Source organism: Paenibacillus sp. GCM10028914, from assembly GCF_042666275.1.
Lineage (GTDB): Bacteria > Bacillota > Bacilli > Paenibacillales > Paenibacillaceae > Paenibacillus_AQ.
Window position 1 is genome coordinate 797575 of record NZ_JBHTFO010000018.1, and the last position, 14381, is coordinate 811955.

A 14381-nucleotide genomic window follows, 5' to 3' on the forward strand; every position below is an offset into this window, starting at 1 on the left:
AACTGCTTTGCCGGTTACGTTGGATTCTGCTCTGAGCCGAAAGGACCGAGACAGAAGGGACGATCGCGAGTGACTCTTTTTTGCCTTTCGGACTTTTTAGCGTATTCGTGCTAAAAGGTTTTTTTTGTTGCCTTAAATTAACTGAAAGGGGCTTTGTCACATGGCAAGCAAACAACCACTAAACATTGTCAAAATGAAAAAAATGAAAAATGATGGCGTACCGATCAGCATGATAACTGCGTACGACTATCCATCCGCTCAGCTAGCTGAGGAAGCGGGAATCGATATGATCTTGGTTGGGGATTCCTTAGGAAATGTTGTCTTAGGATACAATTCAACCATTCCCGTAACAATTGATGATATGGTGTATCACACCCGTGCGGTTGCTCGTGGAGCTGAACACACGTTTATCGTGGCAGATATGCCTTTCATGACGTATCACGGCAGTCTTGACGAATCTCTTCGTAATGTACGTCGATTGATGCAAGAAGGACACGCTCACGCCGTTAAAATGGAAGGTGGAGCGGAGATCGCAGATACTGTGAAACGGATTGTGCAGTCAGGTGTTCCGGTGCTGGGGCACATTGGACTTACTCCACAATCAGTTAACCAAATCGGAGGCTATCGGGTACAGGGTAAAGATGCTGCTGACGCCGAACGCTTAATGAATGATGCCAAAGCGCTAGAAGCCGCTGGTGCTTTTGCGATCGTGCTTGAACTAGTAACGGAAGAAACGACTGCTGAAATTAGTAAAGCATTAACTATTCCTACCATCGGAATCGGTGCAGGACGTTATTGTGATGGACAGGTACTTGTGTATCATGATGTCCTTAAATATACTTCTTCGTATAGAGAAAAAAGATTTGTCAAAACGTATGCTGATGTCGGCACGATCATGCGTGAAGGCATTAACCAATATGTAAAAGAAGTGAAGGATCGCTCTTTCCCAGCCGAAGAGCATGTGTTTTCGACGCAGACTACGCATAAACCTTCGACTTCCCTTTATGGAAACGAAAAAGAAAAGGTGACGGTAAAATGAAAGTAATCCGGACGATTGAGGAGCTGCGAGCGGAAATTAGAAACCGTCGTAGTAAGGAAGCGAGCCCCGTGGGGCTCGTTCCCACCATGGGATATTTACATGAAGGCCATGCTAGTCTGATGCAGCGCGCTCGTGAGATGACGGGTACGGTTGTACTGAGTATTTTTGTGAATCCAATCCAATTTGGACCTGGTGAAGACTTTGAAACCTACCCGAGGGATGAAGAAAGAGATCTAGCTGTCGCTGAATCGAATGGGGTCGATATCGTCTTTATACCAGATGTATCTGAAATGTACCCGCAACCGACGAAAACGAAAGTAGCTGTATCGGAGTTAACTTCACTTTTATGTGGTGCATCACGTCCAGGGCATTTCGATGGTGTGACAACGGTTGTTAATAAGCTCTTTAATATCGTGAAACCGGATTTTGCCTTTTTCGGCATGAAAGATGCGCAGCAAGTTGCCGTGATCGAACAGATGGTTCGGGATTTAAACATTGATGTTGAAATTGTCCCATGTCCAATCGTTCGTGAAGCGGATGGACTCGCTCTGAGTTCCCGCAACGTGTACTTGAAGCCAGAGGAAAGAGAGCAGGCACTAGTTCTTTCTAAGTCGTTACAGACAGCCCTGGAGCAACTGGAGAACGGAAGTGTGACAACGGCTGGCGAGGTTCGGACTTTATTAAATAACATCATATCAGAGGCACCGATTGCGGATATTGATTATGCAGAGGTGCTAACTTTTCCAGAACTGAAACCAATTGATAATGAAACAAAAGTATCTGATACAGGAAGTGCAGTCATTCTTGCACTGGCTGTTCGTTTCGGTAGAACACGTTTAATTGATAATGTACTATTCCAATTGAAAGAGGGAATTTCTCATGTTTAGAACAATGATGAAATCCAAAATTCATCGTGCTACAGTAACTGAAGCTAATCTGAATTATGTTGGCAGTATTACGATTGATGAAGATTTGATGGAAGCCGCAGATCTTCTTGAGAATGAAAAGGTTCAAATCGTTAACAATAATAATGGAGCACGTCTCGAAACATATGTAATTACAGGTGAGCGTGGCAGTGGTGTGATATGCCTGAACGGTGCGGCAGCGCGTTTGGTTCAGCCTGGTGATAATGTTATTATTATTTCTTATGCGATGATGTCTAAAGAGGAGTATGAGAATTACAAGCCGACAGTTGTTATTGTGGACGGTGCTAACAAGCCGATTATTACCGAGCATCGGGAAATTCATGCTACGATTCGTTAAACGGTATCCCTCCAAAATGTAGCTTTTGTTTCGGGAATGAAAAAGACCGCTTTAACAAAAAATGAACTCAGGTCGACGCACTGATCTCATTTTTTCGTTAAGGGTGGGATGCAATCCATGTTTCAACATGTATTCGACGAAATGAACAACATGTTAGATGAAATTGTGAAGCATTACCCTTCCGCACACGGTCCCAAGAAACAGGCACTGGTTCATAACTGGAATATGCTGAAGAGTATGAGCGAAGGTATTATTGACGAATGGCTTCACTTTGAAGAGAAGATGGCACTGTTCCGTGAAAGTGCTGTAGCCGCTCCGATCTTTCCGTTGACCGAATCACCAGAATTGCAGCTCGACAGCTTCATTCGAGGTCAAGGCTACTACAAGTTGCTTATGTTCAGACCTGCGATTAATCAGTTTGCGACGGCGGCATCTGTATATCCTGACAGCTTATTGATCAGGCTATATAAAGCTATGGCACATCTTCATTTAGGGGAAACTGAGGAAGCTTCAGGTTATTTGACTTCGATTCTGCCGCTCGTGGATGACAAAAGGTTTTTGCAGGCTATGATCTATAATGCGCTTGGTTGTATCCAGGTAATTAATGGACGAACAGAGCATGCCCGGGACTATTTTACACTTGCCATACAGAGTGACCCAACTCTTCCTGATCCGCTTAATAATCTGGAGGTTTGTCACAAAAATCGTGGTCAACTGCAGTACGGGAGCCAATTGATTTCGCTGCTATGAATATCAATCTGTGAGAAACGATGCCCGCTCGAAGTCCCGAGTTTGTGGCATCGTTTTTTATGTCTATAATGTTCAAACGGCGTGACATCTGTTATGCTGGTATTTAGACTGGAAGGAAAGGGATTTATACGAACATGAAATTTGCCGTATTGGATTTTGAAACTACGGGCAACCAGTCAGCCGATGAAATCATTCAAGTGGGGCTGGCCATCATCGATGAAGATCGCAGCATATCCCGAGTGTACGGCTCTTATGTCAATCCCGGGATTCCGATTCCACCGTTTATTACAGGTTTGACAGGTATTTCGGATAGTGATGTTGCGGATGCACCCTCACTTGAGGAAATGATGATGGAACTGGTACCGTTGCTCGATGATGTTGTACTTGTAGGTCATAATGTGGCCTTTGATTTTAATTTTTTACAAAATGCACTCGATCGCTGTGGATATTTACCATTTAGCGGACGAATTCTCGATACGATTCATTTTTTGAAAATATGCTTTCCATCGCTCACATCGTATCAACTTGGGATGGTATCATCCCATTTCGGGCTGGTCCATGACCGCCCACACCAAGCGGACAGCGATGCGCTGGCTACCGCATACGTAATGTTGAAATGTCTAGAGGAGTTAGATCAGCTTCCATTAATTACAATTCAGCGACTTAGTGAACTATTTGCTGATGAGGACAGCGATCTAGGCTGGTTTTTTGATGGCTTACGGGCTAATTTGGAGAATCAAGCTCTTCAGGAACCAGATCAGTATACGTATTATCGACAGTTTGCCCTGAATATAGAGGATTGGACTGAAATAGCTCCACCCCGGAGTGATGAAGAAAACAATCCACTTGCTGACGTATCCTTTGAAGAATATATGAAGAAAGTTCGCGATAATCTTCGTGAAGCCCTTCCTCAATATGAAAGCCGGGACGCTCAAGATATTATGTTCGAGGAAGTTATGAAGGCCCTTGATGAGGATAAGCATCTCTTGATTGAAGCTGGAACAGGAACGGGGAAATCGTTAGGTTATTTGCTTCCATCAATATACCAGAGTGTGAAACAGGATCAGAAGGTCATGGTCAGCACGCATACGATTAACCTTCAGGAACAGCTGCGAGAGCGGGATATTCCGTTGATGACTAAGGTAATTCCGTTTCCGTTCAAAGCCGCCGTCTTCAAAGGGAGACAGCATTATTTGTGTTTGAGAAAATTTGAACATAAAATAAATAGGAGAGACTTCAGCACACCTAAAGAAGATATCATCACATCTGCTCAAATGATTGTCTGGTTAACGCAGACAGAAACAGGTGATGATGAAGAATTAAATCTTGGGGGCCGAGGGGGAGATTTTTGGGAAACCGTAGCCAGCGAATCAGACTCTTGTTTGGGCCGAGCTTGTCCATGGTTTAAAAAATGTTTTTACCATCGTGCAAAGCATGAGGCAGGTATTGCGGATGTAGTCATTACGAATCATTCAAAACTCTTCACGGATGTGAAGGCAAATCATCAGCTATTACCTGCATATGAACGCCTGGTGATTGATGAAGCTCATCATCTGGAAGACGTAGCGGGTAAGCATCTAGGTCTTAACTTGAAATATTTTTCGGTAGTACATACCCTTACACGGCTTTATAAGGATAGTCGTAACGGACAGCTACCGGCTTTGCGTCAATTATTACAAACTTCGGCCCATGAAAAGGCGGGGGAATGGACGTCAGTTATAGATCGGATCTTTCCTGATCTTATAACGGTTAAGGAGACTTGGGATCGTCTAAATGACAATCTGTTTAATATTCTTCCTGAACGCGGAGATGCATCAGGGGAGACGGGGCAGTTTACGCTTCGGCTTACTCCTTCGAAGAAGCCTAAGGACTGGGATAGCTTAACCGAGCTTGAGAATCAAATTCATCTAATCTTAGGTGATGTCGTTCGTAAGGGAGATACGCTCACATCAGAGATACGAGAAGAATTGGATGACTATAGTGCTGATAGCTTAATAACCGATATCAATGGACTTTTCAAGGATCTTGCCTCACATCGAGAGAATTTGAAGTTTTTTATGACTTTAAACGATGAGGGTATTGTTTACTGGATGGAGGCTAACGGGAATTTTCGAAGTAAGTCTCTTCAGATGTATGCGGTGCCTGTCGATGTAAGTGGACAACTGAAGGAATTGTTTTTCGATAAAAAACAAAGTGTGATTCTGACATCTGCAACACTTTCTGTTGATAAATCATTCCAGTACATGATCGATAATTTAGGGCTACAGGAAGCTTCAGACCTGGGACGTCTTAACACGGTCCAACTGCCTTCGCCTTTTAACTACAGAGAGCAGGCACTGTTGTTAATTCCAAGAGATTTCCCGAGTGTCAAGGGCACAGTGGGAGATCCGCTTTTCGTAAATACACTTGTTCAGTCCCTTAAAGATGCCGCAATGGCAACTAAGGGAAGAATGCTGGTGTTATTTACTTCATATCGGATGCTTCGACAGGTCTATGAACCATTGAAAGAAGCATTATCATCAAGTGACATTGCGGTTCTTGGACAAGGGATGGACGGAACGAGCAGAACCAAACTGATTCGCAGATTTCAGGACAGCAGCGCGTCGGTTCTTCTGGGTACCAGCTCATTCTGGGAAGGGGTAGATATCCCAGGTGAAGCTTTGACGTGTCTTGCAATCGTTCGTTTGCCGTTTCAACCGCCTAATCATCCATTAGTGGAAGCGAAGAGTGAGCTGCTCCAGCAACAGAAGAAAAATCCATTCATGAAGCTTTCAGTGCCACAGGCTGTTATTCGTTTTAAACAAGGATTTGGGCGACTTGTACGGACTGCACAAGACAAAGGGATTGTCATCGTATATGATACCCGTGTAATTGAATCCTATTATGGAAAACATTTTTTGTACTCACTTCCAGGGCCTAAAATGGAACATATGCCAACGGAGCAAATGGTACCTCGTATTACGGAATGGCTTCATGGAGAAGGAACAGTATAATAACAAGTCGAATTATAATTTGACATTATCATTAGGGGGAGCATGCATGAAATCGGATAAAATATCAGAGGCCGTTGTTCGCAGACTGCCCGTTTACTTGCGCTATTTGAATGAGCTTCATATTCGTGAGGTAGCAACTGTGTCCTCACAAGAGTTAGGGCAAAAACTTGATCTAAACCCAGCACAAATTCGTAAGGATCTGGCCTATTTTGGAGATTTCGGTAGAAAGGGTATTGGATACGATGTCAGTTACCTAATCGAAAAAATCCGTCATATTTTAAAGCTGGATCAACAAATTAACGTAGTGCTTGTGGGTGCAGGTAATCTTGGACAAGCCTTGTCTAACTACAATGCTTTTCTGAAAGATAATATGAAAATTGTAGCTATTTTTGATGCATACAGTCCAAAAGTGGGCACCAAGATTAATAATATTGTTGTACAGCCAATGGAAGAACTGACGGCAACAATTAAAGAATATAACATACGAATCGGTATCATCACCGTTCCAGATGTGGAAGCGCAGGCTGTTGCCGATAATCTTATTTCGGCAGGTATTGAAGCGATTCTTAATTTCGCTCCAATCATTTTGAAAGCACCGCCTCATATCCGAATCCATACGGCTGACTTCACAACTGATCTGCAAAGTCTGGCCTATTACTTGGTTAATGGAAAGGAAGATACCGAACATGAAGAAGCATAAATGGATGATTACAAACGGTACCTTTGCCGTGCTACGGGAAGGAAAGTCTGTTCTCCGTGGTTATATGGTAGTTGAGGACGACCTAATTACCTATATCGGTGAAGAAAAGCCTGTAGTCGAGGAAGATATAGAAGTTATTGACGGTACACATCTCTTCTTCATGCCAGGGTTAATTAATACGCATGGTCATACAGCTATGTCGCTTCTTCGCGGACATGGAGATGACCTTGCTCTTCAAGTATGGCTTCAGGAGAAGATGTGGCCAATGGAAGCAAAGTTCACAGCGAATGATGTATACTGGGGAACGTCGCTTTCCGTAATTGAAATGCTTAAGGGAGGAACAACGACCTTCCTTGATATGTATGATCATATGGATCAGGTCGCTGCTGTAACGGAACAATCGGGTATGCGCGGGGTACTTACACGCGGCGTAATCGGTTTGTGTGCTCCTGATGTCCAGAAGCACAAGCTCGATGAGGCTATTGCCTTCGCAAAGGATTGGCATGGCGCAGCAAATGGTCGTATTACGACCATGATATCGCCGCATGCACCTTACACATGTCCTCCTGATTACATTGAAAAGTTCGTCCAGGCTGCTCATGATCTGGACTTACCCTTGCACACTCACATGTCGGAAACGACTACAGAAGTAGAGCAGAATGTTCAGGAATATGGATTAAGACCTGTAGCTCACTTGCAGAAGCTAGGATTTTTCTCCAGACCGGCACTTGTAGCTCACGGGGTTCATTTAACGGATGAGGAGATTGAGATTTTGGCGGCTCATCAGGTTGCGGTATCTCATAATCCGGGAAGTAACTTGAAGCTGGCAAGTGGTGTAGCAAGAGTACCAGAATTGCTTAAGGCTGGAGTAACCGTTTCTTTAGGTACTGATGGTCCTGCAAGCAACAACAACTTAGATATGTTTGAAGAAATGCGATTAGCTGCGCTCATTCATAAAGGTGTTACTGGTGATCCCACGGCAATTCCGGCTTCGGAAGCGTTGCGTATGGGTACTGAGTATGGTGCGAAGTCACTCTTCTTAGAAGGACTTGGAACTCTGGCTCCTGGAATGAAGGCGGATTTTATCGCGTTGAATACAGATCAAGCGCATTTCTTGCCACATACAGATTTCATCTCACACGCTGTTTATTCCGCAAGTGCAAAAGATGTTGAGCATGTTTGGGTAGATGGTAAACAGATCGTCAAGAATGGAAATTGCTTAACTTTAGATGAAGAGAAGATTCGCCGTGAAGCTCAAAGTGCATTCGAACGGTTGTTGACCCTCTAGAAAATAACAAGGGAGCGAGGGAACGCAGGTGAAGAAAAAGACAAAGCGGATACTCCTCGGCGTTTCCGGATTTTTGCTCATATTGTTGGCTTTCCAAATATACTATTCAAATGTTATGTCTGACCCTTGGAACCAAGAGAAGCTGGCGATAACAGCAGCTCAGGAGTACGGGGGATTAATAAAAACGGATAAAACCTATAGATCAGTCTGGGATAAGGATAGTATATACTGGGTTGTATCGGGGCAGGATGCTGACAACAAGGGAATTATGGTATGGGTGAAGTTTACGGAGGATAATAAGCCAGTAGGAGGCCCTGAAACGGTGCATTCCGAGGCTTTAAGTGATGGTATGACGGAAGCTCAGATTCGTAATCAGATTCATGCTGATTTACCTGGAGCCGTCATCGAAAGACTTGTTCCTGGTATGTATGAAGGCGAGTATGTCTGGCAGTTATTATATACTCTGAATAATGAATCAAAATATCGGTTTTACCGTTTTCAGGATGGAAAACCAATTGGTGAGGACATTGTTTTACCGAACCAATAAATTACAAACACTCCATTGTACTTACAGTGGAGTGTTTGTGCTTGTTATAAATAAAAGCGATTACATAAAATTTTAAAAAATAATTTTTAATATATTCACAGGTTGATATGAATTTCGTATATAAGATATGATATACTCATAGATGTATCAAAGGGTATATAGTGTTGATTTATAGGAAGTCTTGCAACTAGGTATTCGCATAGATATATATTTTGTACAAGGAGGAACTTCATTGAAACTACGTATTGTTCCTATCGTTCTGACCGTTGTTATTTCTGCATCCATGCTTTTTGGTGGATGGTATCTGTATCGGCAAATGGCTCTTAAGAATCCATTAGCTAATGTTGTATCTGAATATGATGGCGTGAAAGGCTCTCAAATAGATATTAAACAGGATACAGTCACTTTGAAACTTGATTTAAAGCCAGAAACAGATTTACGTGGTCTGGTTGAACATATAAACAAAGAGGGCAAGTCGATCGTCGGTAAAAAAACATTGAAGCTAGAAGTGGAAGATCATTCTTCAGAAGAGCTTAATAAGTGGTGGGATGCTGCGATGCTCTCCGTAGCCGAAGCAATGGATACCAAACAATACACAAATATACAGTCATCTTTAGAACAGCTGGCGGAGAATTCGCCTCAGCTAAAAGCAACAGCACAGATTGATGACGAGAATGTATATGTTAGTTTATCCGACGGCAAGTCAGGTAAATTCATAATTTTGCCGCGCCAACCCGGCAAATTGGAGGTGTGGAACCATGCCTAATTGGTCCAAAGAAGTTTTAATTGGCTTTATCCCTGTTTTGTTCGTGTTCCTCGCCTTTATTGGGGTAAATGTACTTCCCATTCTTATTGTTGCAATGCTCGTAGGCGGTCTCGTCTTTCTTGCGAAGATGAGAGGGGGAATTGCTGTAGGGGCAGGCGGTGAACGCAAACGGAAGAAAAGCGGTCCTGCAAAGCTGACCTTTGAAGAAATTGGAGGACAGGACAATGCCAAGCAAGAACTTCGAGAGGCGCTTGATTTTCTAATCCGGCACGAAGAGATCAAGAAGTTCGGAATTCGGCCACTAAAAGGTATACTGCTGACTGGGCCTCCGGGGACAGGTAAGACACTGATGGCCAAAGCAGCGGCACATTATACGAACTCGGTGTTCGTAGCTGCATCCGGTAGTGAATTTGTTGAAATGTACGTGGGTGTCGGCGCTGGACGTATTCGTGACTTGTTTAAAGATGCACGTGCCCGTGCGGCTAAAGAGAACAAGCAAAGCGCTATTATTTTTATCGACGAAATAGATGTTATTGGCGGTAAGCGGGAAGGCGGACAGCAGAGGGAATATGATCAGACATTAAATCAGTTGTTGACTGAGATGGACGGGATCTTTACTACGGAGTCGCCACGGATTCTAGTTATTGCCGCTACGAACAGAAAAGAGATGCTCGACAGTGCGCTTCTTCGTCCAGGACGTTTTGACCGTCACATTCAGGTTGATCTTCCTGATAAAAAGGGCCGTACTCACATCTTGAAGCTACATGCAGGGAATAAGCCACTGCATTCAAATGTTGATCTGGAAAAAATCGCGGAAGAAGCTTATGGTTTTTCGGGTGCACAACTTGAAAGTGTCATGAATGAAGCTGCGATTTATGCCATGCGTGAGAATCAAGAGGTTATTCAGCAGCGTCATTTATCATCGGCTATTGATAAGGTTATGATGGGTGAGCGTTCTGACCGTGAGTCGAACATAGAAGAGAAGAAAAGAGTCGCTATTCATGAATTGGGACATGCGATCATGGCTGAACTTGTCCGTCCAGGAAGCGTTAAGCAAGTTGCGCTCAGCCCTCGGGGGAAAGCACTTGGTTATGTTCGTCACAATCCTCAGCAAGAGCAGTATCTCTATACGAAAACATTTTTGGAAGAGCAAATTATGATTGCACTTGGAGGAGCTGCGGCTGAAGAAATTTATTACGGCGGACGCAGTACAGGTTCCAGTAATGACTTTGAACAATCACTTAACATTGTAGAAACGATGATGAAGTCAGGGCTTACTTCACTTGGTATCATCAATATGAATATGGTTACAACAGAAGAATTGATGAAAGAGAATAATATGATTCTGGAAGACTTGATGAACAGAACAAAATACTTGTTAGAGCAAAACAGAGCGATATTTGACAACTCTCTAAATATACTAATGAGAGAGGAAATTTTATCCGGAGATCAATTCAGATGTCAATTTAGTGAAAACTCTCTTTTACCAGCATAAATTGTTATGTTGGTTATTTTTTTTTACTTTTTTGTCATGCTAAGATATGATTATATATTGGTGCCTGTATAATGTATTTTTCGACAAATAAGGGTACAATAAAGTATAGAGATAAAGGAAAGGGTTGAGCAGAAACCATGTACTTCAAAAAAATCGGCGTTGTAGGCGGAGGGACTATGGGCCAAGGCATTGCTGAGATGCTGGCAGCCAAAGGTCTCGATGTTATGCTGGTAGAGAAAAACCCAGAAAAGTTGGACTATTCTTATGAAATGATTGAGACAAGTCTCGACAAACAGCTCGAAAAATGGGGAATTACGAAAGCGGAGAAGAAGTTAATTCTCGGACGCATTCAAAAGGTAACACATTTTGCTGAACTAAGTGCCTGCGATATGGTGATTGAGACAATTACTGAGGATCTTGAAGCTAAGAAAGAAGTATTTGCACAGCTTGATCAAGTATGCCCAAGTAATATTATATTAGCCAGCAACACATCCTCGCTAAGTTTGACAGAGCTTGCAAGCTCTACGATGTATCCAGAGCGAGTTATTGGCTTGCATTTCATATACCCGGTAGCAAAAGTAGATTTAGTAGAAATTATTCGTGGATTGAAAACCTCGGACAAGACATTCACAGAAACGAAACGCTTTGTAGAAGAAGTAACTGATAAGAAAGGAATCATGGTATACGAGTCTCCAGGCTTTGTGACTAGTAGAATGATCTGTCTCTTGATTAATGAAGCTCTTCATCTCATTCAAGAGGGTGTTGCAACAGCTGAAGATATCGATGATGCGATGAGAATCGGATACAACTTCCAATATGGTCCATTGGAGATGGCCGACCGTTTTGGTCTGGATTCCGTACTAGCTGCACTAGAGCGTATGTTCCGTGAATACGGCGAGCTTAAATTCCGTCCATCAACCGTGTTGAAAAAGATGGTACGTGCAGGCCACCTTGGTGTGAAGACGGAAGAAGGTTTCTTTAAGTACGACAAGGATGGTGACCGTGTATGAATATTCTCGTAATTAACGCTGGTAGCTCCTCGCTTAAATACCAGTTGTACAATATGACAGATGAATCGGTACTTGCTAAAGGGCTGGTTGAACGAATCGGGATGGATTCTTCTATCCTGACACATAAACCGACTGGAAAACAGGAGGTAACCGAAGTTAGTGAGATTCTGGAGCACACGACTGCGATCCGCAAAGTGCTTGGCATGCTCACTGATGAGGAACATGGGGTAATTTCTTCAGTTGATGAAATTCAAGCTGTTGGCCACCGTGTAGTGCATGGCGGTGAATCCTTCAAAGAATCTGCTCTTGTGAATGGTGAGGCAAAAGCGGAAATCCGTCGTTTGTTCGACCTTGCACCGCTGCATAACCCGGCTGCAATGATGGGGATAAAAGCAGCTGAAACGAATATGCCTGGTGTACCTCAGGTCGTTGTATTTGATACAGCTTTCCATCAAACGATGCCTGAAAAATCTTATCTGTACGCAATTCCTAGAGTTCTTTATAATAAGTATAAAGTCCGCCGTTATGGCGCTCATGGTACTTCCCATGATTACGTAAGTAAAGCAGCAGCGGAATTCCTTAATCGTCCGATCGAGGATTTGAAGATCATCACTTGTCATATCGGTAACGGTGCTTCGCTTACTGCTGTTAAGGGAGGAAAGTCCATTGATACCTCTATGGGTATGACTCCACTTGAAGGTCTAATGATGGGTACACGTAGTGGTGACTTGGATCCTGCCATTGTACCTTACGTGATGAACAAAGAAGAGCTGACCGTTAATGAAGTGAATTCCATGCTGAATAAGCACAGCGGCTTGCTCGCTATCTCGGGAATAAGCAGTGACATGCGTGAAATTACTGAAGGCATGGAGAAAGGCGAACCGAATGCTACGCTTGCTTTCGATATGTATGAGTACCGTGTACGTAAATATATTGGATCATATGCAGCAGCCATGAACGGAGTGGACGTTATTGTATTCACTGCCGGTGTGGGCGAGAACTCTGTTGTTCTGCGTCAAAGAGTGCTTGAACAGTTGACTTACCTAGGTGTTGAAGTAGACGAGGAGCTGAACAAAGTTCGTTCAGGAGATCCGCGTCGTATTTCTACGAGCAATTCTAAAGTGGAAGTACTCGTTATTCCTACCAATGAAGAATTGGTCATCGCCCGCGATACACACCGCATTGTAACAGCTTCAAAATAGTATTATTGTGAGTCAAAGGGAGAGATTAATGCATGTCCACCAAATGTGTGATTCGTCAAGTTAACCAACACGTCGGGGAGACGGTTACGATTGGCGCTTGGATTAACAACAAACGTTCCAGTGGTAAAATACAGTTTCTTCAACTGCGTGACGGAACCGGTTATATCCAAGGCGTTGTTGTAAAAAGCGAAGTTCCTGAACAAGTATGGAATGATGCTAAGAGCTTGACACAAGAGAGCTCTCTATATGTTACAGGAATCATCCGTGAGGAGCCTCGCAGTCAATCCGGATACGAAATGACTGTAACGGGTATTGAGATCATTCATCTTACTGAAAATTATCCAATTACACCAAAAGAGCATGGCGTAGATTTCTTGATGGATCATCGCCATCTATGGCTTCGTACTCAGAAACAACGTGCCATTCTAGTTATTCGTGCGGAGATCATTCGTGCGATTCAAGAATTTTTCGATATTAATGGATTCACACTCGTTGATCCTCCGATCCTGACTCCAACATCTGCGGAAGGAACAACGAACCTTTTCCACACGAAATATTTCGATGAAGATGCTTATCTGACGCAAAGTGGACAATTATACATGGAAGCAGCTGCGATGGCACTTGGTAAAGTGTATTCCTTCGGACCAACCTTCCGTGCTGAGAAATCCAAAACGCGTCGCCATCTGATCGAATTTTGGATGATTGAGCCGGAGATGGCATTTACAGATCATGAAGAAAGTCTTCGCGTTCAAGAGCAGTTCATCAGTCATGTTGTTCAGTCTGTTGTGAAGAACTGTCGTAAGGAACTGGAAACGATCGGACGAGATATTTCGAAGTTGGAAGGAATCCAAGCTCCGTTCCCTCGGATCACTTATGATGAGGCGATCGAATTCCTGCAATCCGAGGGCCATGAAATTTCTTGGGGTGAAGACTTTGGTGCACCTCACGAAACGGCTATTGCTGAGAAATATGATAAGCCTGTATTTATAACTCATTACCCTGCTAGCTTCAAGGCTTTCTATATGAAGCCAGATCCAAACCGTCCGGAAGTCGTATTGTGTGCTGACATGATCGCTCCTGAAGGCTATGGAGAAATTATCGGGGGGTCACAGCGTATCGACGATCCAGAGCTGCTGGAACAACGTTTTAACGAGCATAATTTATCGATGGATTCGTACCAATGGTACATGGATCTCCGTAAATACGGCACGGTTCCACACTCCGGTTTCGGTCTCGGTTTAGAGCGCACCGTTGCTTGGATCTGTGGTCTGGACCATGTTCGTGAAACAATTCCATTCCCTCGTACTCTGTATCGGTTATATCCATAA

At 43.4% G+C, this 14381-nt stretch carries 13 protein-coding genes; all 13 read left to right on the plus strand.

Features of this window, described 5'->3' with window-relative positions:
- Positions 1 to 160: 160 nt before the first annotated feature.
- The 13 genes from panB to asnS all read left to right on the plus strand — a co-directional run bounded on the left by panB (position 161) and on the right by asnS (position 14381).
- On the plus strand, positions 161 to 1039 hold the full coding sequence (gene panB / locus ACFQV5_RS24375; RefSeq protein WP_379250889.1) for a 3-methyl-2-oxobutanoate hydroxymethyltransferase: 879 nt from the start codon (positions 161 to 163) through the stop codon (positions 1037 to 1039).
- Positions 1036 to 1926 (plus strand): pantoate--beta-alanine ligase, encoded by an 891-nt coding sequence (gene panC / locus ACFQV5_RS24380; protein ID WP_379250891.1) that lies wholly within the window; start codon positions 1036 to 1038, stop codon positions 1924 to 1926. Before panB ends, panC begins: the two co-directional genes overlap by 4 nt.
- On the plus strand, positions 1919 to 2302 hold the full coding sequence (gene panD, locus ACFQV5_RS24385; protein ID WP_379250893.1) for an aspartate 1-decarboxylase: 384 nt from the start codon (positions 1919 to 1921) through the stop codon (positions 2300 to 2302). The genes panC and panD overlap by 8 nt, the downstream gene beginning before the upstream one ends.
- Positions 2303 to 2419: 117 nt before the next feature.
- Positions 2420 to 3052, plus strand: a complete 633-nt coding sequence (locus ACFQV5_RS24390; protein ID WP_379250895.1) for a tetratricopeptide repeat protein — start codon at positions 2420 to 2422, stop codon at positions 3050 to 3052.
- A 134-nt stretch (positions 3053 to 3186) separates the two neighbouring features.
- Positions 3187 to 6045: an ATP-dependent DNA helicase DinG gene (gene dinG / locus ACFQV5_RS24395; RefSeq protein WP_379250897.1), complete on the plus strand. Its 2859-nt coding sequence runs from the start codon at positions 3187 to 3189 to the stop codon at positions 6043 to 6045.
- A gap of 46 nt (positions 6046 to 6091) precedes the next feature.
- Positions 6092 to 6745, plus strand: a complete 654-nt coding sequence (locus tag ACFQV5_RS24400) for a redox-sensing transcriptional repressor Rex (RefSeq protein ID WP_379250899.1) — start codon at positions 6092 to 6094, stop codon at positions 6743 to 6745.
- Positions 6732 to 8033, plus strand: a complete 1302-nt coding sequence (locus ACFQV5_RS24405; RefSeq protein ID WP_379250901.1) for an amidohydrolase — start codon at positions 6732 to 6734, stop codon at positions 8031 to 8033. Before ACFQV5_RS24400 ends, ACFQV5_RS24405 begins: the two co-directional genes overlap by 14 nt.
- Before the next feature lie 28 nt (positions 8034 to 8061).
- Complete coding sequence (locus tag ACFQV5_RS24410; protein ID WP_379250903.1) at positions 8062 to 8580, plus strand: cell wall elongation regulator TseB-like domain-containing protein; 519 nt, start codon at positions 8062 to 8064, stop codon at positions 8578 to 8580.
- Positions 8581 to 8812: 232 nt separating this feature from the next.
- The gene (locus ACFQV5_RS24415; RefSeq protein WP_379250905.1) at positions 8813 to 9346 is read left to right on the plus strand and encodes a hypothetical protein; all 534 of its coding nucleotides are present in this window, start codon (positions 8813 to 8815) and stop codon (positions 9344 to 9346) included.
- Entirely contained in the window at positions 9339 to 10841 is a 1503-nt protein-coding gene (locus ACFQV5_RS24420; RefSeq protein WP_379250907.1) for an AAA family ATPase, read from the plus strand. Before ACFQV5_RS24415 ends, ACFQV5_RS24420 begins: the two co-directional genes overlap by 8 nt.
- 137 nt (positions 10842 to 10978) lie before the next feature.
- Positions 10979 to 11851 (plus strand): 3-hydroxyacyl-CoA dehydrogenase family protein, encoded by an 873-nt coding sequence (locus ACFQV5_RS24425; RefSeq protein WP_379250909.1) that lies wholly within the window; start codon positions 10979 to 10981, stop codon positions 11849 to 11851.
- Positions 11848 to 13053, plus strand: a complete 1206-nt coding sequence (locus ACFQV5_RS24430) for an acetate/propionate family kinase (RefSeq protein ID WP_379250911.1) — start codon at positions 11848 to 11850, stop codon at positions 13051 to 13053. The genes ACFQV5_RS24425 and ACFQV5_RS24430 overlap by 4 nt, the downstream gene beginning before the upstream one ends.
- A gap of 32 nt (positions 13054 to 13085) precedes the next feature.
- Complete coding sequence (gene asnS / locus ACFQV5_RS24435; protein ID WP_379250913.1) at positions 13086 to 14381, plus strand: asparagine--tRNA ligase; 1296 nt, start codon at positions 13086 to 13088, stop codon at positions 14379 to 14381.